At 71.1% G+C, this 20,836-nt stretch carries 16 protein-coding genes and 2 tRNA genes; 4 read left to right on the top strand and 14 right to left on the bottom strand.

All coding sequences use genetic code 11. The annotated features are described in order from the left end of the window. Positions 1-72 precede the first annotated feature (72 nt). A tRNA-Pro gene (locus ADK65_RS07745) sits at positions 73-149 on the bottom strand. Between the two features lie 164 nt (positions 150-313). Between ADK65_RS07745 and ADK65_RS07740 the strand changes: the two genes are divergently transcribed. Continuing rightward, positions 314-384 (top strand) — tRNA-Gly (locus tag ADK65_RS07740). Positions 385-453: 69 nt separating this feature from the next. Here ADK65_RS07740 and ADK65_RS07735 read toward each other — a convergent pair. Next, a complete protein-coding gene (locus ADK65_RS07735) occupies positions 454-798 on the bottom strand; it encodes a tyrosine-type recombinase/integrase (RefSeq protein ID WP_063787998.1) in 345 nt (114 codons plus the stop codon). Positions 799-909: 111 nt separating this feature from the next. Here ADK65_RS07735 and ADK65_RS07730 point away from each other — a divergent pair, with 111 nt between their 5' ends. Then, the gene (locus ADK65_RS07730; protein WP_053669056.1) at positions 910-1,305 is read left to right on the top strand and encodes a VOC family protein; all 396 of its coding nucleotides are present in this window, start codon (positions 910-912) and stop codon (positions 1,303-1,305) included. A gap of 391 nt (positions 1,306-1,696) precedes the next feature. On the opposite strand, the gene ADK65_RS07725 is transcribed toward ADK65_RS07730, so the two are convergent. After that, the gene (locus tag ADK65_RS07725) at positions 1,697-2,341 is read right to left on the bottom strand and encodes a LysE family translocator (RefSeq protein WP_053669055.1); all 645 of its coding nucleotides are present in this window, start codon (positions 2,339-2,341) and stop codon (positions 1,697-1,699) included. Positions 2,342-2,434: 93 nt separating this feature from the next. On the opposite strand from ADK65_RS07725, the gene ADK65_RS07720 reads away from it, so the two are divergent. Then, positions 2,435-2,890 carry an ASCH domain-containing protein gene (locus tag ADK65_RS07720; protein WP_053669054.1) on the top strand — a complete coding sequence of 152 codons (456 nt, stop codon included), beginning with the start codon at positions 2,435-2,437 and terminating at the stop codon, positions 2,888-2,890. 47 nt (positions 2,891-2,937) lie between these two features. On the opposite strand, the gene ADK65_RS07715 is transcribed toward ADK65_RS07720, so the two are convergent. Further along, positions 2,938-5,364 (bottom strand): protein kinase domain-containing protein, encoded by a 2,427-nt coding sequence (locus tag ADK65_RS07715; protein ID WP_053669053.1) that lies wholly within the window; start codon positions 5,362-5,364, stop codon positions 2,938-2,940. Positions 5,365-5,468: 104 nt separating this feature from the next. Next, on the bottom strand, positions 5,469-5,663 hold the full coding sequence (locus ADK65_RS07710; protein ID WP_003990237.1) for a hypothetical protein: 195 nt from the start codon (positions 5,661-5,663) through the stop codon (positions 5,469-5,471). A gap of 621 nt (positions 5,664-6,284) precedes the next feature. Between ADK65_RS07710 and ADK65_RS07705 the strand changes: the two genes are divergently transcribed. Next, entirely contained in the window at positions 6,285-7,466 is a 1,182-nt protein-coding gene (locus tag ADK65_RS07705; RefSeq protein WP_053669052.1) for an acyltransferase family protein, read from the top strand. A gap of 130 nt (positions 7,467-7,596) precedes the next feature. Here the strand turns inward: ADK65_RS07705 and ADK65_RS07700 are convergent, their stop codons facing one another. The 9 genes from ADK65_RS07700 to ADK65_RS39145 form a co-directional block, all read right to left on the bottom strand. After that, positions 7,597-9,027, bottom strand: a complete 1,431-nt coding sequence (locus ADK65_RS07700; RefSeq protein ID WP_053669051.1) for a DUF6177 family protein — start codon at positions 9,025-9,027, stop codon at positions 7,597-7,599. 4 nt (positions 9,028-9,031) lie between these two features. Then, complete coding sequence (gene eccCa / locus ADK65_RS07695; protein WP_053669050.1) at positions 9,032-13,009, bottom strand: type VII secretion protein EccCa; 3,978 nt, start codon at positions 13,007-13,009, stop codon at positions 9,032-9,034. A gap of 51 nt (positions 13,010-13,060) precedes the next feature. Further along, on the bottom strand, positions 13,061-14,632 hold the full coding sequence (locus ADK65_RS39150) for an AAA family ATPase (RefSeq protein ID WP_234352823.1): 1,572 nt from the start codon (positions 14,630-14,632) through the stop codon (positions 13,061-13,063). A 79-nt stretch (positions 14,633-14,711) separates the two neighbouring features. After that, a complete protein-coding gene (gene eccD / locus ADK65_RS07685; RefSeq protein ID WP_053669049.1) occupies positions 14,712-16,049 on the bottom strand; it encodes a type VII secretion integral membrane protein EccD in 1,338 nt (445 codons plus the stop codon). Between the two features lie 92 nt (positions 16,050-16,141). Then, the gene (locus ADK65_RS07680; protein ID WP_053669048.1) at positions 16,142-16,453 is read right to left on the bottom strand and encodes a hypothetical protein; all 312 of its coding nucleotides are present in this window, start codon (positions 16,451-16,453) and stop codon (positions 16,142-16,144) included. A gap of 86 nt (positions 16,454-16,539) precedes the next feature. Further along, a complete protein-coding gene (locus tag ADK65_RS07675; protein WP_053669047.1) occupies positions 16,540-16,995 on the bottom strand; it encodes an HD domain-containing protein in 456 nt (151 codons plus the stop codon). Between the two features lie 92 nt (positions 16,996-17,087). Beyond that, positions 17,088-18,365 carry a DUF6508 domain-containing protein gene (locus ADK65_RS36875; RefSeq protein WP_053669046.1) on the bottom strand — a complete coding sequence of 426 codons (1,278 nt, stop codon included), beginning with the start codon at positions 18,363-18,365 and terminating at the stop codon, positions 17,088-17,090. Between the two features lie 65 nt (positions 18,366-18,430). After that, entirely contained in the window at positions 18,431-18,832 is a 402-nt protein-coding gene (locus ADK65_RS07665) for a hypothetical protein (RefSeq protein ID WP_053669262.1), read from the bottom strand. Between the two features lie 41 nt (positions 18,833-18,873). Beyond that, a partial coding sequence (locus ADK65_RS39145; protein ID WP_324614253.1) for an ADP-ribosyltransferase occupies positions 18,874-20,836 on the bottom strand: 1,963 nt, incomplete at its 5' end.

Here is a 20,836-nt window from a genome sequence, read left to right as displayed (position 1 = left end):
CAGCGACTACACCGCCCAAAAGGCGATCACATGAGTGATCAGATGGGCGATCACGCGAGGTGATCGGGTGGCTGGTCGGGGTGGCGGGATTTGAACCCACGGCCTTCCGCTCCCAAAGCGGACGCGCTACCAAGCTGCGCCACACCCCGTCTGGTGCGACACGTAGGGTACATGCCGCACGGCGGTACGGCCGCCGCATTTCCCGAGGGTGTGTGCCGCGCCGTCTCCGGCGGGAATGCGGTGTGCGACGGAGGGGGCCGACCCGCTACGATGCCTTCAGTGCCGCGGTCACCCGACCTGTGGCGCGTGCTGTGCGGGCGTAGCTCAATGGTAGAGCCCTAGTCTTCCAAACTAGCTACGCGGGTTCGATTCCCGTCGCCCGCTCTGAACGGCTCAGGGCCAGGTCAGAGGATCATTCCTCCGCCTGGCCCTGATCGTTTTCCGGGGGCGTGTTCAGTCCGTCGTGTCCCCCGCGTGCCCCTTCCGCTCTGGATCTTGCTTCTTCTTGGTCTTCCGGCCCTTGTCGACGAGGGCGCTCAGAGCGTCGGCGATCAGCCGGTCACGTTCGGCGCTTGCGTGCTGATAGATCAGCGCGGCCCGGGCCGTGCTGTGACCCATGCGTGTCATCAGCTCACGCGTGCTCGCCCCCGTGGAGGCCGCGAGAGTGTTGCCCGTGTGCCGAAGATCATGGAAGTGCAGGCCCTTGATCCCGGTCTCATTGCACGCCTTCTGCCACAGCCGGTTGAAGTGGTTGCGGCGGGGAGTTGCCCAAAGCCGCTCCACCGACCGGGTGGGCACGCTAGGCGGTTCCTCCGGGTCAAACCCGTCTGATGTCCCTGGTCAAAGAGATCTCCGATCCGTCGGACGGGCGGCCTACGCTGAGCCCCGTTCGTACTATCTGGGAGAAGCATGACAAGCAGGTTCACTGAGTTGAGTGTTGACTGCCACGACCCGGAGCGGCTCGCCGCCTTCTGGTGCGAGGTCTTCGATTTCAAGGTGATCGACCGTAGCGAGGACAGCGTCGAGATCGGCTCCTGGGTGCCAACCGTCGAAGAGGTCCGGGCCCGTCAGATGCCGACCACCCTGGTGTTCGTCCAGGTGCCGGAGGGCAAAGCTGTGAAGAACCGGCTCCACCTCGACGTCAGCCCGATCGACGCCAGCACCGAGGACGAGGTGATCAGGCTGCTCGGCCTCGGCGCCACCAGGACGGACGTGGGCCAGGGCCCGGACCGGAGCTGGGTGGTCATGGCCGACCCCGAGGGCAACGAGTTCTGCGTCGTGCGCTCCCTGGCATCGCAGGACTAGCGCATTTCTGGGGTCCTTCCGAGCCGGAAGGGTCCTGCCGCCCCAATACACGGCCGCAGGTAAGAGAGACGTGCCCTCCCCGTGCCCCGAGAGGCGGAGCACGGCGGGGAAACACGGGGAACCACGGCGAGTGCAGCGGAAAGGACCAGGTCAGGACATCTCCAGCTCAGACCTGGTCCGCATACGCGATCTTCCAAACTAGCTACGCGGGTTCGATTCCCGTCGCCCGCTCCATACGGCTCAGGGCCAGGCGGAAAATCATTCCTCCGCCTGGCCCTGAGTGTTTCCGGGGCCGCGTTCAGCCCGCCGTGTCCCCCGCCCGCCCTCCGGCTCCTGCGGGCTGGACAGGAGCGAGTGCTCCGACACCCACAGGTGGCACTGAAGACCTGGCTCAGGTGCTGACGGGCGCGCGGGACAGGGCGGTACGCAGCGCGAAGGCGCCGAGCAGGCCGCCCGCCGTGAACCGCTGGGCGGTCATGGCCCGCGGCCGGGCGGCCAGAAACCCCGACACCCGCGCCGCGCCCAGCACGACCAGGGCGTTGACGGACAGCCCCACGATGATCTGCACACCACCGAGCTGGAGCAGTTGCCCCCAGGCCGGACCTGCGTGCGCGTCCATGAACTGGGGCAGTAGGGCGGCGTACATCAGAGCGATCTTGGGGTTGAGCAGGTTGGTCAGCAACCCCATCGAGAACAGGCGGGCGTCTGAGACTTCAGGCAGATCTCGGCTCGGGGCGAACGGCGAACTGCCACCGGGCTTGACCATGCCCCACGCGAGGTAGGCCAGGTAGGCGGCGCCGACAAGCTTGACCACGGTGAACGCCACCGGCACGGCGGCGAACAACGCGGACAGCCCCGCCGCCGCGGCCAACAGGTAGCACACGAAGCCCACTGCGGTTCCACTCAGGCTGACCAGGCCCGCTCTTCGGCCTTGGGTGATCGCGCGGGAGGCAAGGTGGATCATGTTCGGCCCTGGGGTCAGGGCCATGCCCAGCTCGACCAGAGCCACTCCTGCGACGGCGGTCAGTGTGACCATGGTCAACCTCCTGCTGGTTCGTATGGCACGTCTCGCCCGCTGCAGAATACGATCTTGCCGCTGAACGTTTCCGGGGGCCGTTACGGTCGTCGCATGGCCCCCGATCTCTTCTCACCCGCCGCCGTCGCGTCGATGCCCAGGGTCGAGTTCGCCTTCCCCGGCCCACTGCGCGACAGGCTCGTCGCGGCGATCCTCGACGGTTCCAAGACCTCAACGACAGGTCTGGTCATCGACTATGAGCACGAGGGTGACCCGTTGCCGGCCGTCGGGGACCGTTCCGTGGTCGTCGACTCCGCCGGTCGTCCGGTCGCGGTGATCGAGGTGGTGGGTGTGCGCGTCGTCCCGCTGGCCCAGGTCGATCTCGCCCATGTGCTGGCCGAGGGTGAGGGGCATGCCGACGTGGCCGAGTGGCGAGAAGGGCACGAGCGGTTCTGGCACGGCGAGGAGATGCGTGCGGCTCTGCAGGACCCCCGTTTCACCGTGGACGACACGACGCCGGTGGTTCTGGAACGCTTCCGCCTCGTCGCCGATCTTCGTCGCGTCGGCTGAGGGGCCACCGGCCGGGTGGGCCGGACGGCCGCGACCGGCGTCCTTGGTCAGAGGTCCCGGACGTTCACGGTGTAGACGGAGCGGACGCCGTACGGGACGTACAAGGCGTCGCCGACGAGCAGGGGCGGTGCCCCTGCGGTGACGAGCATGCTGTTGGCCCGGCCTCCGTCGTCGCGGCCGTCCCGGGTGTCCTCGACCTTGCCGCTGCGCGCGTTCAGCGCGGCCAGCCGGCCGCTGGGGGACGCGAAGTACACGTGGGTGGCCGAGGCCGTCGGCGGCCCCTGCCGCTCCAGGGTGGAGTTCGATTCCCACAAGGTGCGCCCGGTCAGCGGCGCGACGGCGCGGACGCCTCCGCTGCTGCTCGTGAAGTAGACGGTGCCGCGGGCCAGGTAGGCCCTCGACCCCTCGGGCCGGCGCTTCTCCAGGCGGCGCTCGGTGAGCTCGTGCGAGGCGACGTCGATCAGGGCGAGGCCACGGGCCGTGGAGTAGCCGTCCGCCAGCACCAGGTGGTCCTCGTGCCGGCCGAGCAGCTGCAGGGCGCCTTCGGCCTCGACGGTCCAGCGGGTCTTCCCGGTGGCCGGATCGATCTGCGAGACGGTGGTCTCGGCGGCTTCCTCGTCGTCGGCCCTCATCGTGCAGAGCAGGTAGGCGCGGTCGGCCGCCGCTTCAAGGACGCAGTCGCCGCGGGTCTGCGGCTCCGGCTGCCGCCAGCGGACCTTGCCCGTCCGGGCGTCGAGCAGGGCGTACTGGTCGCCCTGCGCTCCGTAGAAGGTGATGACACCCTCGGGCACGGCCGTGGCGGCGCCCTGGGGCTCATCGGGGACACGCGCCATCTCGCCGCTGCCGGTCGGGGTCCGCCAGAGCTCCTTGCCGGTGCCGGCGGCCAGGGCGTGGACCGTGTAGCCGGCCCCCACGCCGTTCGCGCCTCGCGCGTCCTCGGACCCGTAGGCGTAGACGCGGCCGTCGCCGGTGCCGATGAGTGCGCCCTCGTCGCCGGAGGTGCCGTCGGGTGTGGTGTCGACGGGCCGGCTCCAGGTGTTGCGGCCGTCGGCGAGACCGAAGCGGGTCGCCATGAGGTCGGAGCCGGCGCAGACGAGGGAGGCGTCGACGACGGAACAGCCCTTGAAGGAGGTGTCGGTTCCGCTGAGGCCGCCCTCGCTGCCCGCGGGGGCCTGTGCCGTGGCGGCCCACGGCTTCCATCCCTCGGGGAGATCGGCCGCGCCCTTGGGAGGGTCGCCGACCCTGGCCGCGGACGAGGGTGGGCGGTCGTGGTCGCGGATCAGGGTGAGGGTGGTGGTGACGATCGCGGCGAGCGCGAGGGCCGCGGCGGCCGAGACCAGCAGCAGCCCGTGCCGGCGGCGGGCGCGGGTGCGCCGGGGCTCGGGCCGCGGCGCCCCGGCCGGGTCGTGCGGCGGCCGGGGCTGTGCCGTCGGTGCGTCCAGCCCTCCGGCGGCTCCCACGACCCCCACGTCGTCCAGCCCGTCGGCCGCTGCCTCGTCCGCCCCGTCGTCCGCTTCGGCGGGCAGGGCGTGGAGGGTGGTGCTCCGGTCGGTGCGGGCCGCTTCGGGCCAGGCCGTGCCGGCCGGCTCGGTCGGCCGTGCGCCCGGCCACGGGCGCTCGGGGCGGGGAGCGCCGGTCGCGGGCGCGGTGAGCGTGACGGGGGTGCCGCCTTCGCGGAGCAGGGTGAACAGTTCGTGTGCGGCGGGGCGGGCCTTCTGGTGCTTCTCCAGGCAGACGCGGATGAAGGGGAGCAGTTCGTCGGGCACGCCGGTCAGGTCGGGTTCGCCCTCGACGACGCGTAGGGCCGTCTCGTACGGGCTCGGGCTGTCGAAGGGACCGCGGCAGGTGGCGGCGTAGGTGAGGACCGAGCCGAGGGAGAACATGTCGGCGGCGGGGCCGACGTCGTGCGGGGCGGCGAACTGCTCCGGGGACATGAAGGGCGGGGTGCCCATGACGCGGCCGGTCTGGGTGAGGGCGTCCGAGGCGGCGAACTCGGCGGCACGGGAGACGCCGAAGTCGATGACCCGCGGACCGTCTTCGGCGAGCATGACGTTGGCCGGCTTCAGGTCGCGGTGGACGACTCCGGCGCGATGGATGTCGCGCAGCGCCTCGGCGAGGCCGGCGGCGAGCCCCCGCAGGCGGGGCAGCGGGAGCGGGCCGTGCTCGCGGACATGGGTGCCGAGGTCCGCGCCCGGGATGTAGAGCGTGGCCATCCAGGGGTGCGGGGCGTCGGCGTCCGCGTCCACCACGGGGGCCGTGAAGGCTCCGCTGACCCGGCGGGCGGCGGCCACCTCGCGGCGGAAACGGGCGCGGAACTCGTCGTCGTCGGCGTACTGGCTGTGCACGACCTTGATCGCGAGGCGGCGGCCGGAAGCCGAGCGGGCCAGGTAGACCACGCCCATGCCGCCGGAGCCGAGGCGGTCCTCGATCCGGTAGCCGCCCACCTCCGCCGGGTCGGAATCGCGCAGCGCCATCCCCGTACGTTCCCCCCGTCACGCACCGTCCAGTGGTCGGGGCGAGCGTAACCGCCCGTGCCACAGGCGCGTAGCGCGGGCCCGGGGAGGGTGCGTCGTCCCGGTCAGAAGCTGATGGAGTTGATCGTCTCCGCTATCGAGTTGAGGAACCGCTGGATGTCGTCGGCCATGCCGGTGGAGGCGAGGAAGAAGCCGAAGAGGACCGCCACGATCGCGGGACCGGCCTTGATGGATCCGCCTCTGAGCAACACCACAAGGATGATCGCCAACAGCAGCACCACAGACAGTGAAATGGCCACAACTGATCACACCCTCGGTCGGTCCGCTCTCCCGGCCCGGGGACGCGACCGCGCACCCCGCCAGAACCATCGTGCCACCAACGTGGCCGGGCTATGCGGGTGCTGACACATCGACCACAGCCGTGTCGCCCGCCCGGGTGTGAGCCGGCCGCGGGCCGGGGACCCGACTCCCAGCAGTCGCACGGCAATTCGACGAGCCACCCGCCCAGGAATTCGGCCGGTTCGTTTCCGTCTCCACACAACGCGTTCGCAGCTAATTCGAATTGTTACCACAGGACCATCAACACCCGCACGAAGCACGGTCCGAATACGATGGAAGCGGACATTCCGCGGGAGTCGCCTGCTGGTCTTATGCAGCACTTAGTCCGGATGTATCACGACAAGCAGGGCCCGGACGATGCGCACAATCCGCCACCAGGCGATGTGTTGGCCATCACGCCGACAGTGACGTCAACTACCCGTAATCCGGGGTACTCGCAGCGAATAGCCAGGAATGACGTCCGGCGTTTTACGAATACCTGCGGGGAACGCTAGGGTGCCTCAGATGTTCCACGCTGCCTCGTCCCCCGCACGCGCAGCGAGGTCCCGGATCGTCTCCCCGAGCTCCTGGTGGGAGGGTCTGTGACGAACTCGCTGCGACCGAACGGCGACCGCAGGGCGCCACTTCCCCCGGCACAGTCGCCGGCCGACGGAGTGCCGAGCCCCCGCTCGCCGCAGAGCACGCAGAAGAAGCAGAACGGCAAGCAACGCGACGCGTTCTTCGACAACGCCAAGTACCTCGCGATCGTGCTGGTCGCCATGGGTCACGCCTGGGAGCCGCTCAAGGGCGACAGCCGGGTGCTCGAGGCCGCGTACCAGGTCGTCTACGCGTTCCACATGCCGGCGTTCATCCTCATCTCCGGCTACTTCTCGCGCAGTTTCGACATGCGGCCCGACCGGCTGAAGCGTCTGATCACCGGCGTGGCCGTGCCGTACATCATCTTCGAGACGGCCTATCCGCTCTTCAAGCGGGTCATCGACAACGACCCGCACCAGGAGATCAGCCTCCTCGACCCCTGGTACCTGACCTGGTTCCTGGTCGCGCTGTTCATCTGGCGCCTGACCACCCCCATCTGGAACCTGGTGCGCTGGCCGCTGCCCCTCGCCCTGGGGATCGCCATGCTGGCGACCGTCACCCCGGAGATCGGCGACGACCTCGACCTGCAGCGTGTCCTGCAGTTCCTGCCGTTCTTCGTGCTGGGTCTGGTCATGAAGCCCGAGCACTTCCACATGGTGCGCACGCGAGCCGTGCGTATCGCGTCGGTCCCCGTGTTCGCCGCCGCGCTGGCCTTCAGCTGGTGGGCGGTGCCGCACATGAACACCGCGTGGTTCTACCACCGTGACGCCGCGCAGGAGCTGGGTGCCCCGTGGTGGACCGGCCCCGTCATGGTGCTCGCCATGTTCGGCTGCTCCCTGGTGCTGACCGCATGCTTCTTCGCCTGGGTGCCGCGCCGCCACATGTGGTTCACCGCCCTCGGCGCCGGCACGCTCTACGGCTACCTGCTGCACGGTTTCCTGGTGAAGGCCGGCGACTACCAGGGCTGGTTCGAGGCGTCCTGGCTGCACCAGCCGGCCGGTGAGATCCTCGTGACCGTCCTCGCGGCCGCCGTCGTGACGGTGCTGTGCACCAAGCCGGTGCAGCGCGTCTTCCGGTTCGCGATGGAGCCGAAGATGGACTGGGCCTTCAAGCGGGACCCGGCCGAGCAGGCCCGCGAACGACAGAGCGCCGAACGGCGCGAGCGCGAGAAGGTGGCCGTGGGCTGACCCACTGCCGGACAAGGGGACGGCCCGCACACTCGGGAGTGTGCGGGCCGTCCCCTTGTTTGCCTGACCCTTGCTTGCTCGGCCCCTTTGTCCCCGTGGCCGCTTGGCCGCCTCGACGGGTTCGGAGGTCCTAGCTGCCCTTCAGGTGTCTCATCAGGCTCTCGAACTCCTGCCAGCCCGACAGGTCGGAGGGGTCGCCCCGGAACGGGTAGTACAGCGCCGGGCGGGTCTTCGGGCCCAGCTCCCGAGGAGCTTCGGACAGCGGTGTGCGGCGGGCCCGGTCGCCCGGCATCTCGCGGACCTCCTCGGCACCCAGGGCGAACGCGTAGGGCACGCCGGGGCCCTCGAAGCGCGGCGGGACGGACAGGTCGCGGCGGGCCCGGCGAATCTGCACCAGCATGGACTGCAGATCGTGCCGGGTGGCGAGCGCCTCCGCCGCGGCGACCACGGCGTCCGTCGGCATGTGCTCGCCGGGTCCGTATCCGAGGACCAGGGTCACGTCCTCCTCTACGCCGGCCTTGGTCCGGGTGACGCGGACCGTCGCCAGGCCCGGCCGTTCCGGAGTGCCGACGACCACGAACCAGGTGGGCTCCGGGGCCCGTTCGTATGCGACGTCGGTCAACTGCCGCAGTGACCAGGGGAGGTTGGCCGGCTCCTCCGTGCCCCAGCCCGCCGGCGGCTCACCGGTGATCTCCCGCCACACCGCTTCCACCGCGCCGCCGAGAACGAGCCGGTCGTCGGCCGGGTGTACGGCACGGAACGAGATCGCCAGCTGACGCTCCCCCGTGTCGCGCTGTTCCGCGAGACCCTCCTGGAAGGACGCGGCGAGGGGCGTGCGCGGATCCTCGGGGGTCGCCTCCGGCGACTCCACTGTCACGAACAGGCCGTTGCTCCACTGCAGGACCGCTCCGGTCAGTCCGTCGTAGTAGCCGTCCCGCTCGTCCTGCACGACCCAGCGCGAGGGCCAGCCCGGGAGGCTGTTCCGGACCGCCGGGGAGAGGCGGGTGCCCGCCGGTGTGACGATCTGCAGCCCGAGGCCGGCGTTCGCGGCGGCGCTGAAGGCGTCCGACAGCCAGGCCGTCATCGCGACCACGGGACGGTCCTGGATGACGACGGCGACCTTGTCGGTGAGCACGTCCACGGCGGGTTGGGCGGCGGCCGGAGCCGGCGCCACCGTCATGCCGTCCGTCTTGACCACCGCCAGGGACCACCCGGTCTGCGGCGGCCAGGCCGTACCCCCGACCAGGGTGGCGATGCGGGCGGCGAACGTCCCGGCGAGTTCCTCGGCCTCCTTGACGCCGGTCGTGGCGCGGGCCTCGGTCCACCAGTACGGCACCTCGGGCTCCTGCGCCCCCAGCAGCCGCTCGGCCTCTCCCCTGACCTGCACGAGCAGCGGCGCCTCGACAGACACGAGCGGGCGGCCCCGCGGGTCGCACAGCTGCACCACTGCGCCTTCGCCCTCGGCGCCCACCAGCAGGTCCGGGCCTCCGGACAGCAGGCCCGCGAGCACGCTCAGCGGATCGGGCATCTTCTTCGTGAGGGCGATGACATCCTTCGTCACGCGTTTACCTCGTCCCCTCGTAGACGGTCTGGATGAGCCGGTTCGGTTCGCCCCTGCGGACCAGCACACCGCGACCGGGGGGCTGATGGCTCGCGTACACGTTGGAGAAGAGCTGCCCCTCGCTGCGGTCGCCCGCCATCACCAGTGCCGAGGCGCCGGACTCGCGCAGGCTCTGCGTCAGCGGCTCGTACAGGCCGCGGGAGGCGCCCGCGACGCGGCGCGTGAGGACGAAGTGCAGTCCGATGTCGACGGCCGAGGGGATGTACGGCACGAAAGGCGCCAACGGCTGCTGCCCCGCGGTGGTGAGGACGTCGTAGTCGTCGACGAGGATCACGATCCGCGGACCGGAGAAGCTGCCCGGTTCCAGGTCGGCGGTGTCGGCGGCCTCGTCGGGCAGGCGCTTCTCCAGCTCGGAGGCGATACCGGCGGCGAGGCCCGCGCACAGCTTGCTGTTGTAGGCGTAGCCGCCTCGGTACTCCTCCGGGATGACACCGCGCAGTCCGCGGCGCGGGTCGAAGACGCCGAAGACCAGCTCGTCGTCGCCGTAGCGCTCGATGAGGCCGCGGGCGATCAGCTTGAGCAGGTTGGTCTTGCCGCACTCGCTGTCGCCCATGACCAGCAGGTGCTGGTCGCGGTGGAACAGGTCGACCAGGACCGGCGCCAGCTGCGTCTGGTCCAAGCCGATCGGGACCCGCCGCGGTTCGGCGGCGGGGCCCGGCAGCTGGTGTGCCTCCAGAACGTGCGGCAGCACGCGCACGGGCTGGGCGACCTCGCCGGTCCAGGTGGCGCGGATCGCCCGGGCGGTGGTCTCCAGGACGGCGCCGAGGTCGGCGGTGTCGGCGAGACCGTCGGTGCGGGGCAGGGCGACCTGGGCGAAGAGCTTGCGGTCGGTGAGGACGCGGCCCTTCTCCTCGGGCGACAGGGTCTCGCCGAGCTTGCGGTCGATGCTGGACTCGCTGGGGTCGTTCAGGCGCAGTTCCACCCGGGTGCCGAACTGGGACTGGGTGGCGATGCGCACGTCGTTCCAGCGCAGCATGCCGGCGACGACGTGGATGCCGTAGCCGCTGCCCCGCTTGAGGATGTCCACGACCGGGTCGTCGAGGTCCTCGAAGTCGTCGCGCAGGGCACCGAATCCATCGATGAGCAACACGATCTCGGTGCTGGCCAGTTCGGTCACCTGGCCGGCCGCGCGCAGGGTGCGCAGCTGCTCCAGCGAGTCGATGTTGTGGACGCGGAAGAGCTCCTCGCGCTGGTCGAGCATGGCGCGCACCGAGTCGATGGTGCGGGCGGCCCGCTCCCGGTCAGCCCGGCCCGCGATCCCGCCGACGTGCGGCAGCCCGGACAGGGCCTGCAGACCGCCACCGACCAGGTCGAGGCCGTAGACGCCCACCTCCTGCGGGGTGTGCGTCAGGGCCAGGGAGAGGGCGAAAGTACGCAGCAGGGTCGTCTTGCCGGACTGGGGGCCGCCGATGATCGCGGCATGGCCACCGGCGAGCGTCAGGTCCAGGTACCACTGGCCCTGCCACTGCTTGGTCGGGTCGTCCAGGACGCCCAGCGGAACCTGGAGCGGGCCGCGGCGCTTGGCGAGCTGCATGCCGCGCGGGCCCACCTGCACCGGGCCGGCGACCTTGTCGAGCGGGACCGCGGAGGACAGCGGAGGCAGCCAGATCTGACGGACCTTGCGGGCACCGGAGCGCTCCAGCTGGTCGATCATCATGCCCATCTCGGTGGGACCGGTCTCCCGGCGCCGCATCTGCGGCTCCTCGGGGGAGACGGTGTCCTCCTGGCCGAGCGTGTTGTACGCGTCGTACTCCAGCACCAGCGGCCCGGTGTCCTCCTCGCTCTCGCGCCGGACGGGGCCCCGGTAGGCGCCGGACACGTAGCCGGCCTTGAATCGCTCGTAGTGGCTGGTGTCGACCTTGAGGTAGCCGAAGCCGGGCAGCGGGGGCAGGTGGAAGGCGTCCGTGGTGTCCAGGACGGTGCGGGACTCGTCCGGGGAGAAGGTGCGCAGGCCCAGCCGGTACGACAGGTAGGTCTCCAGGCCCTTCAGCTTGCCGGCCTCGATGCGCTGGCTGGACAGCAGCAGGTGCACACCGATGGACCGGCCGATGCGGCCGATGGACAGGAACAGGTCGATGAAGTCCGGCTTGGCGGTGAGGAGTTCACCGAACTCGTCGATCACGACGAACAGGTGCGGAAGCGGCTCCAGGTCGGGCCGCTTCTCGGCGCGGAGCGCGGCGTAGTGGCCGATGTCGGCGACGTTGCCCGCGTCCTTGAGGACCTGCTGACGGCGCTTGACCTCGCCCGCGAGGGAGGCGTGGACGCGCTCGACCAGGCCGGCCTGGTTCTCCAGGTTGGTGATGACGCCGGAGACGTGCGGCAGGTTCGCGAACGGGGCGAAGGTGGCGCCGCCCTTGTAGTCGACGAGGACCATGGCCAGGTCCTCCGGCGGGTGGGTGGCGACCAGGGCGAGGACGAGGGTGCGCAGCAGCTCGGACTTGCCGGAGCCGGTGGCGCCGACGCACAGGCCGTGCGGGCCCATGCCCAGCTCGGAGGACTCCTTCAGGTCGAGCAGCACGGGTTCCTTGGCGTCGCTCACGCCGATGGGCACGCGCAGGAAGGCCCGCTCGCCGCGCGGGGCCCACAGGTGGCTCAGGTCGAGCCCGGCGACGTCGTCGATGCCGAGCAGTTCGGCGAAGTCGACCGGACCGGTCAGGGGCGCGTCGACCATCGACTCCGCGGACAGGCGCAGCGGAGCGAGCATCCGGGCGAGCCCTTCGGCGAAGGGGGCACCGATCTCGTCGACGGTGCCGTGCGCGCTGATCGGCTCCTTCTGGCGCAGGTCCTCGATGACGACCCGCTCCCCGTCGACGGTGATGCGGACGCCCACGCTGCCGGGTTCCTGCACGCGCTGGTCGAGCAGGTGCAGCACGGTGACGCTCATGTCGCGCAGTCCCACGGCGTCGTCGGGGCGCGGCAGGTCCACGGCGTCATCGCCGTGCGCGTCCGCCACGACGAGCAGCCGGGAGGTCATGGCCAGGGCGTCCCTGTCGGACAGGCCGCGCCGGACCTCGGCCGCGTAGGAGGCGCGGCGGCGCAGTTCGCCGCCGATCTGCCGGGCCAGCTGCGGCAGCGACGGAGCGATGCGGCGGGCCGCGACGGGGCCGTCGAACTGCTCGGAGTCGAGCAGGTGCGGCAGCCACTTGGCCCACGCCCAGTCGGCGATCCGGTCACCGGGCACGGCCAGCGCCATCGCCACGTCGTCGGGCGCGTGGGTGGCGGTGGCCTGGGCGATGAGAGCGCGGGCGACGCGGAGCGTGTCCTCGCGCCGGCCGATGACGGTGATGTTGCCGACGCGGTCGAGGGGGACGGTGAGCGGCAGTTCGGTGCCGTTGCCGAAGCGGCCGACGAGGGCCGAGGCCTCGTTCAGCATGAACTCGTCGGGCGGGGTGAGCACGGAGGACCCGGGCGGGGCCACCTTCAGGTCGCGCACCGGCATCTCGCCGGTGCCGACGCGGACCCGCAGGAAGTCCGCGTCCAGGCGGCGCCGCTCCCACAGGCGGGCGGGGTCTCGCACGATGTCGTACAGCGCGTCCGGCGGCGGGTTGAGCACCTGGGTGCTCTCACGTCGCTCCCGCTCCTCCTTGGACAGTTCCTCGCGCAGGTCCTCCAGGTAGGAGAGGTAGGCCTCGCGCTGTGTACGGCGCGTGCGCTGGGCCTTGCCCCGCTGGGAGAAGACCATGACGAGCGAGCCGAGGATGGTGACGACGAGGATGATCGCGCCGAGTCCCGCGAACTGGCTGTTGCGCACGACCGTCATCATCACGACGGAGGACATCACGCCCGCGACGGGCAGCAGCGAGGTCGCGATCGATCCCGTCTTGCCGTCGGGCAGGTTGGGGGGCGCCTCGATGGTGCGCGCTTCGGGGGCGGCCGGGGGCCGGGTGGTCCGGGCCGGCCGGTGGATCAGTCGGGTGCTCATCGTCGTTGCCTTGTCCTGTGAGTCCTCGAGGTCCCTTCGTGCGGGGCGACTTCAGCGGCGCCTGTGGGAGAGCTGGAAGGCCTCCGCCGCCAGGCGGGCGGCGGCCTGCCGGGTCTCCCGCGCGAGAAGCTCGGTGCGGATGGTGCCGCCCGCCGCCAGATGCCGGTCGTAGGGCAGGACGCACACACTGGCCCCCGTCGCCTTCAGCTGCTCGGCCGCCTTCTCGAGGTCGACGCCGGTGTGCGGCACGGTCTCGGTGAGCACGACGACGGTGGAGGTGGTGATGTCGCGGGGCAGGCCGCGCATCCATTCCAGGACGGCGTGGGTGCTCGCGATTCCCTCGAGCGTGGCGGGCACGGTCAGGATCCGGGCCTGCGCGGCGGACAGGGCGGTGCGGGCGACCTCGGCGGGCAGCGTCTCGCAGTCGGCGACGGTCACGCCGAAGTAGCGGCGCATCGCCACCATGATCCGCTCGTACCCCTTGGTGTCGAGCATGGCCCCGACCTGCCCCTGGCTGCCGGGCAGCAGCCAGGCGTTCTCCGGGAGTTGCACCAGGTAGCCGGTGATGTCGAGGAGAGTCATCTGCGGTTCGACGACATCGGCGAGGTCGCCGGTGGTCCAGCGCAGGCTCTCCGCGCCGAGTCGCAGCGGCAACGAGCCGAGCGCCGGATCGGCCTCGACGGCGAGGACCGGGTCCTGGCGGTAGTGGGCGTAGGTGGCGGTCAGCAGCGCGGCGACCGTCGTCTTTCCCGAGCCACCGCGGATGGAGGTCACGGCGATCTGCCGGCCGGTGGTCACCGGCTGCTGGAGCGTCTCGGCGGTCGCTGTCGTCTCGGCCACTTCCCGGGACGCCGAGGAGGCGACGGTACGGCGGACCGCGCGCAGGGCGCGGGCGGCGAACGACTCTCCACGCCGGGGTCCCTTGCCCGCGCTCAGGAGCTTCTTCTCGACCACCGGGCGGCTGTCGGGAGCGGCACGGGAGGAGCGGGCGCGGGGAGCGGGGGCCGGCTCGGCGTACTGCACCGCCTGGCCCTCGCCGTGCCCCTGACCCTGCCCTTGGGCCTGGGGTTGGGCCTGCTGGGCGTACTGCTGTTGTTGCTGCCCGGCCGCGGCCTGCTGCTGCGCGGCGTAGTACTCGGCGTAGGCCTGCTGCTCTGCGTAGGCCTGCTGCTCGGCGTGGGCCTGCTGCTCGGCGTAAGCCTGCTGCTCTGCGTAGGCCTGCTGCTGGGGGTGAGCGTGCTGCCGGCCGTAGTTCTGCTGGGCGTAGGCCTGCTCCGGGTACGGCTGCTGCGCCTGCCCGGTGTAACCCTGCTGCTGGGCGGCGTACTGCTCGGCGTAGGCCTGCTGCTGCGCCTGCGACTGCTGTCGCCCCTGCTGCTGGTCGGCCGGGCCGGGCTGCGGATAACCGTAGGCCGGTGCCTCCCCCTGGGGGTACTGGCCGACTCCGCCATGCTGCGCCCCATGGCCGGGGTCCGGCTGTTGGGGCGCCTGCGGCTGCTGCGACGCGGCCGCCTGCTGGGACGCCTGTTGTGGCTGCCCGCCCTGTTGCGCGGCACGCTGCTGAGGCGTGCTGCCCCTCAGGTCGCGCAGCACGTCGTTCTGCCAGTTGTCCCCGCTCGGCATGTCGCCCTTCTCTCCTGCCACGCCCCGGCGCTGTCGTTCCGCGGAAGCGGCAGCAGGCGAGCGTCTGGTCTTCGAAGCCTCAGAACTTGTTGAGCAGCTGCCCGTAGATGCCGAACGCCCCGATGGCGAGCGGGAAGAGCCCGATCACGCCGAGGGACTCGATCAGGTCGGCGAACCTGCGCAGCCGTACCCGGATGTGGTCGGGCGGCTCGATGCCGAGAACCAGCAGCGGAAGCAGTGCCGCGGCACCCAGCAGCACCAGGGCTCCGGCGCCCCCGGCGTGGTCCATCCACAGCACCGCGAGGCGCACGACGAGCACCGTAGCCGCCGCGAACAGCGCCACGACCTCGGCGACCAGTGGGAACGCCCGCGCCCGGGAGAGCAGCACCACGGCCACGAGCGAGGGGAGGCCCACCGTCCAGACCGTCGGCTCCTTCGCGGTGGTCAGCATCCAGCCACCGGCGGCGGCCGACGCCGCGGTCACGATGGTGGCGAGGGCGAGTCCGCGGTGCGTAGCGGCAAGGGCGTTGGCGACCTGGTGCCGGCTCACCGACGTGCCCGTGGAACGTTTGTCGTCGAGCGCGGTGAGCCCGGAGGCCATCAGCGCGAACCGGGGCAGCAGCCCCAGCAGGATGATGGAGAACACGGCCATCACGGCGCCGATCCGGTCCGTCCGGTCCTGGAGGAGGGCGACGGCCTCCCACACCAGGGCGACCACCACGATCGCCCCGGCCCCGATCAGCCCTCCCTTGCCCAGCGGCGAGCAGTAGGCCAGCAGGACGAGGGTGATCACCAGCGCTGCGGCGATCCCGGCCAGCCGGGCCGTTCCGCCCCAGTCGTAGGCGTCGGCGGCCGTCCAAGCGGTGAGCAGGCCGAGCCCGCCGGACGCCAGCAGCAGCGCGGTTGCCAGGCCCTGGTTGCCCGCGCCGACCTTGGCGAAGGCCGCACCCGCGAGCAGGAACAGCACGGTGACGACCGCGAGTGCCGTGGTGACGGACTCCAGGGAGAACTCCTGGCGGGCCAGCACGGCCGCGGCGACCGTGAACACCACCGTGGCCACGCCGGCGCTCACCCGGCGGGCCGCCGGACGCCAGCGCCAGATCCTCAGATCCAGGTCGTCCGCGACCTGGTCGGTGACGTCGTGCACGACCGGCGCCGGCGGCGCGGCGTGGGCACGGACGAGACGGAGCACGGCGCCGTCGGGCACTTCGGCCGACGACAGCGTTGCGTCATGGGGCAGTGCCGAGCCATCGGAGGTGATCAGCTGGCGGGTGGTCGGCCTGGTGGCCGCCCGGTCGTCCAGCAAGTGGAGTATGTCGGGCAGCAGTTGAGCGATCGGCGTGTCCGACGGCAGTACCAGATCGGCTCGTCGTCGCTCGCCGATCAAGGTGACCCGGCTCAACTGGGTCCGAGACATCGTTGCTGCGCTCACCACTCACCGGAACCTATCATCGCGTTTTTTCGGGCCCGGCCGCGCTCCGACCGCACCGCGCGGACCACACATCCCGTTCACTGCTTCTCCCCACCCGTGCCGCCGGCACCGCTCGCGGAGGCGCCGGGCGTCGGATCGTACGGCTGCTCCTGCTGCTGTTGCTGCTTCTCCTCCTCCGCCTTCTGTTTCGCCAGCGTGGCCTGGAGGAAGGACCAGCCGATACACCCGGCGCACAGTACGGCGGCTATCGCGATGCCCGCGAACATCTTGCCGAAGCGCTCGTCCGCCGTCCGCCGAGCGCGCTGCGCGCCGAAGAGCAACGCGTCGCGCATCCGGCGCCGGCGCACCGCCACCGACTCCAGCAACTGGCTGTCGTAGTCCCGTGCCATTCAGTCGTCCTGTGCCTTGTCAATGCGTCCTGTGAGCGCCGGTCGGGTGCGCCACGCGTCGGTCGTTCGTACGGTCACGCCGGTGGTCAGTCGTCCGGGCCCAGACCGAGTCGCTTGCGCATGGCGGCGTACTTCTCCGTGAGCCGCCGGGCGGTGTGCTCGTCGAGTACTGCGAGGCGGCCGGGGTCGGCGTTGTGCGCGAGGTCGGCCGCCTTGACCAGCCGGGCGCCCGGTGTGGCCAGGATCCGACCGGCGTACGCACTCGGCTCCTCGTCCGGCCCCTTGGTCATGGCCCGTACGACGTCCTTGGTCTGCTGCGTGAGCGCGGCCTCGTCGAGCCACTCCTCGCTGAGGACGCCGTCCTCCAGCGCGTCGTGCAGCCAGGCGGCGGCCACCAGCTCGTCGCCTCCGCCCCGGGCCCGCACGCCCTCCGCTACGGCCGACAGATGCTCGGCATACGGCCGTCCGGCCTTGTCCGTCTGTCCGGCGTGCGCGGTACGAGCGACGGCCTCGACCTCGGCGAGACTCATCTCCTGCGGCATCCGGTCCCCCCAGCCCCTGGCTTCGCTTCCGCAACATAAGACACGAAGGCACCCCGCGTACAACCGGGGTCCGGCAAGCCACCCGGGCGCCTTCACACACCTCCGGACAGCCCCGTCACGATCATGAAGAGCACCCACAGCACGGGGACGAGCGCGATGTACGCACGGGGTCGTCGCCGTACGGGCACGCCGGGGTCGTAGCGCGGGCCGAGCGTGCCCGGCCCGGGCGCCGGGAGTCGCTTCACCTTGCGCACGGCCAGCGCGTTGCGGACCAGCGTCAACGGCGCGAAGACGAATAGGGAGAGGGGGCTCCACCAGCCCCAGGCGAGCGTGTGGGTGGTCAGCGCGCGGTACACGGCCAGCCCGCAGGTCATGCACATCGGGCCGTCCGTCTTCCGGAATCCCATGAGGACGACGAGGCCCCGATGCGCACGGAACGCGACGTCCGCGGCGGGAGAACCTCCGCAGAACCTGCACATGGGGAGGGACGGGTCCGGGAGCTCTGGAAGATCCTGATCTGGAAGACGCCGACGCTCGGTGCTGTGGGTGCTGTGGGTGCTGTGGGGGCTCCCGTGGCTTTCGGGGCTTCCGTGACTTCCGGGGCTTTCGCGGCGGCCGGCTGCCGCGCGGCCGGTCTGCTGGGCGGAAGGGTCGGCATACCAGGCACGGAGTGACTCGGCGACGGCGTCGAGGAGACCGCTCTGCAGAGCCCTGTCGATGGTCCCGTCGGCGAACTTCTCCCCTCGCACCACGGCGGTGGCGGCCCGCACGGCGTCGGCGGGCCGCAGCGTGCCCTCGGGCGAGGGCACGGGCATGGGGTTGTCCATCCACCGGTGCTCGGGGGTGACGGCACCGACGCGCCGGAGGGCGCGGACGACCCGGTGCACCCCCTCGCTGTACATGGGGAACGGCACCTGGATGGCGCCGCTCGGCGACTTCTGCCCACCGCCCCACTGCACGTCCCGGTCCTCGTCCGTGAGCCCGTCGAAGGCGTCGGCGAGTTCCCGCCACACCTCCGCGTTCCCACGGTCGAGCTGGGCGAGGAGGCGCTGGTCGTCGGCCGGGGTGACGACGCGGGCGAGCTCCTCGACGGCATCGGCACCGGCGGCCTCGGTGACGGGACCGACGCCGGGTTCGCGGCTGAGCAGGTGGAGAACGCCGAGGGGGGTGAGGCCGCGGTCCCGGGCCTCGCGGATCCGGGTGTACCACTCCGTGCCGGCGTCGTAGGCACGGCTGCTGCTCGCGCTGCGGTTGATCCACTCGACGTCGCCGACTTCGGCGTCCGCGTCCGCTCGCGGGTCCGCCCAGGCGTATCCGACGATCTCGCCGTCGGGGGCCGTGACGGTGATGTAGTGCACGGGGTTGGTCATGGAGCTCAGGCCCGGCCGCCCGCTATACGTCACTCAAGCCCCTATGACTGGGCCGAGCCTCTTGTCTACTCACCCTGAGCCAGCGCCTTGACCACATCGGCGTTCGCAGCGTCGGTGAGTGAGCCCGACAGGGCCCGTCCTCGGTTGCCCTCGGGGTTGGAGAGCATTTCCGAAAGGGCCTGTGACGGGGAGAGGCCCCGCTCTTTGGCCTCCTGCAGCCTTGCGTGCCAGTGACCGCCCTCGGCGAGCGCCCGGCCACCGGCAGCCTTGCGCGGTGCCCATGCCGCGGCGTCGTCTTCGTCGCCCGCCCACACGTATCCGAGAACCGCGCCGCCCTCCTTGTCGACCACTGTCAGGTACCGCACCGGTTTATCCGTCCGGGTCCGGTACTTCGGCTGCCCCTGGGCTACGAGATTGAAGTGCACATCCTCGGCGAAGCGCGGATTGATCGGTCGCTCACTGCTCATGAAGTCCACAGTCCCTTAACTCTGTCTGATCCTCAACGCGGCTACGGCTTCGGCCTCGGCAGCACCTCTCCGTACAGGTGCCACTTGCCATGGGCCTCGTCGAAGAACACGCGCGTCACCTTGTACTCGGAGCCCCTTGCCAGGAGCAGCTCACGTTCTCCGGGATAGTCGGAGAGGTGGTCGATCCACAGAGCGGGGGTGTCCTTCGGAACCCGTAGGTGCATCCACACGGGATTCTGATCGAACGGGGGTGGCGGCGTCTTCCCGAGTGCGGTGGAAGTGAACGCCGGGTCGTCGAAGGTCCCGTCGATCATGTCCAGCGGTGATTCAATCGGGAGGCCGTCGACCTCTACGTGACCGACCCCCGTGCCGCGCACCACCATGATGTCCTCAGGCACTGGCCGGGTACCCATGACGTTGTCGATCTCGGAGATGGCGTACTTGAGCGAGCCGTCCACCTCGGTGCCGAAGCGCAGATGGGAGTTGATTTGCGTGTACGCATCGCCGCTGTACGTCTTCAGCGCCTGCCGCGACTCCGCAGGCAAGTCGTCCAGGAAGTCGTTCCAGTAGGCATTCCCGTAGTCCAGCCCCGCCTTGTTGCTCACGCTCGGGCCGGGATTCGTGCCACGTGCCAGTTCCGCCTCGGCGACCGCGTGCTTCTCGGCGTCGCTGAGCGCGTCGAACTGTGCGTGCGACATGGTCGGCTTGTACTCGAACGGCTCCCCGACCCCGCTGCCCGGCACATCCGCGCCCTGAGGCCCCGGAGCGTCGGTGCCGTGGTGCACAGCGGCATCCCCGATGCCGACGTGGTCACCGGCGTGCGTCGCGTCGTCCGCGTGACCGGCACCCTCGTCCCCATGACCAGCGCCGTGCGAGGCGTCGTCGGCGTGCCCAGCGCCGGGGGTGTCGTGGCCCGGGCCGTGGCCGCCGGCTCCTGGGACGTCGTGGCCTCCCGGGTGCGGCGTGGACGTCGGGACGTCGTGCGCCGGGCCTGCATCTTGGTGATACCACGGGGTCGAGGAGCCAGGGTGAGCGCCACTGCCCGGAACGTCAGGACCGCCCGTGTGCGGCGCCGGCGGAACGTCGTGGACCGGGTTGGCGCCGGTGGTCTGGCTGTACCAGGGAGTCCCAGCACCGGGGTGACCGCCGGTGTGCGGCGTGGCGGTCGGCGTCGTGTCGTACGACGACGGCTGAGGCGCGTGGTCGTACGCCGACGGGGCCGGTGCGTGATCGTACATACCCGGCGACGGGGCATGGCCGTACGGGGAAGCGGACGGCGCGTGGCCGTACGGGGAAGCGGACGGCGCGTGGCCGTACGGGCCCGGCGACTGCGGCTGCGGCGCGTGGCCGTACGGGCCCGTCGACTGCGGCTGTGGCGCGTGGTCGTACGACGACGGGGCCGGTGTCGTGTCGAAGGCGCCGCCCGGCGTATGGCTCGCTGCTGTGGCCGGTGTCGGGGCGCTGTAGGGATTGGCGTTCGGGGTGCTGTAGTGCCCGGCCTGGGCCCCGCTGTCCGCTGTGTGCGCGGCTGCGTCGGCGCCCGCGTACGAGGGCGTGGGGGCACCCTGTGTCGTCCAGTGGGCTGGAAGCGTCGGCGTGTTCCCGTGCGGGACCGTCGGGCCGGTTCCCTGCGGAGCCGGTGTCGCGTCGATGGTGCCGTTGGGCGTGATGAGGTTGCCGTTCGGGGCCAGTTGATGGCCGTCGGGGAGGTGGACCGAACCGTCGGGGAGCGTCGGGATGTCGATGGTGCCGACGCCCTTCAGGCCCTTGGTGATGTCGCCGATCTTCGACAGGCCCGCGCCCGCACCCTTGGCGATGTAGGTCATCGGGTCGATGACCCGGCCCGCCTTGCCCGCCACCGACAAGGCCTTGGCCACCGCGCCGGCCTTGCCCGCACCCGCCGCAGCACCACCCGCACCGCCGGTGAACACCGTCGTCAGCACGTTGAAAGTGACCGCACCCGCGGCGCGGGCGGGGTTCTTGCCCCACTCGTCCCACGCCACC

The organism is Streptomyces sp. NRRL B-1140, from assembly GCF_001280065.1.
Taxonomy (GTDB): Bacteria; Actinomycetota; Actinomycetes; order Streptomycetales; family Streptomycetaceae; genus Streptomyces.
The sequence above is the reverse complement of the archived record's forward strand: the minus strand, read 5'-3'. Positions and strand labels throughout refer to the sequence as shown.

Coding starts and splice junctions, on each gene's coding strand:
- ADK65_RS07725 (WP_053669055.1), bottom strand. CDS start 2,341: ATGGTCACACTGACCGCCGTCGCAGGAGTGGCTCTGGTCGAGCTGGGC.
- ADK65_RS07720 (WP_053669054.1), top strand. CDS start 2,435: ATGGCCCCCGATCTCTTCTCACCCGCCGCCGTCGCGTCGATGCCCAGG.
- ADK65_RS07680 (WP_053669048.1), bottom strand. CDS start 16,453: ATGGCACGGGACTACGACAGCCAGTTGCTGGAGTCGGTGGCGGTGCGC.
- ADK65_RS36875 (WP_053669046.1), bottom strand. CDS start 18,365: ATGACCAACCCCGTGCACTACATCACCGTCACGGCCCCCGACGGCGAG.
- eccCa (WP_053669050.1), bottom strand. CDS start 13,009: ATGAGCACCCGACTGATCCACCGGCCGGCCCGGACCACCCGGCCCCCG.
- eccD (WP_053669049.1), bottom strand. CDS start 16,049: ATGTCTCGGACCCAGTTGAGCCGGGTCACCTTGATCGGCGAGCGACGA.
- ADK65_RS39150 (WP_234352823.1), bottom strand. CDS start 14,632: ATGCCGAGCGGGGACAACTGGCAGAACGACGTGCTGCGCGACCTGAGG.
- ADK65_RS07665 (WP_053669262.1), bottom strand. CDS start 18,832: ATGAGCAGTGAGCGACCGATCAATCCGCGCTTCGCCGAGGATGTGCAC.
- ADK65_RS07730 (WP_053669056.1), top strand. CDS start 910: ATGACAAGCAGGTTCACTGAGTTGAGTGTTGACTGCCACGACCCGGAG.
- ADK65_RS07715 (WP_053669053.1), bottom strand. CDS start 5,364: ATGGCGCTGCGCGATTCCGACCCGGCGGAGGTGGGCGGCTACCGGATC.
- ADK65_RS07675 (WP_053669047.1), bottom strand. CDS start 16,995: ATGCCGCAGGAGATGAGTCTCGCCGAGGTCGAGGCCGTCGCTCGTACC.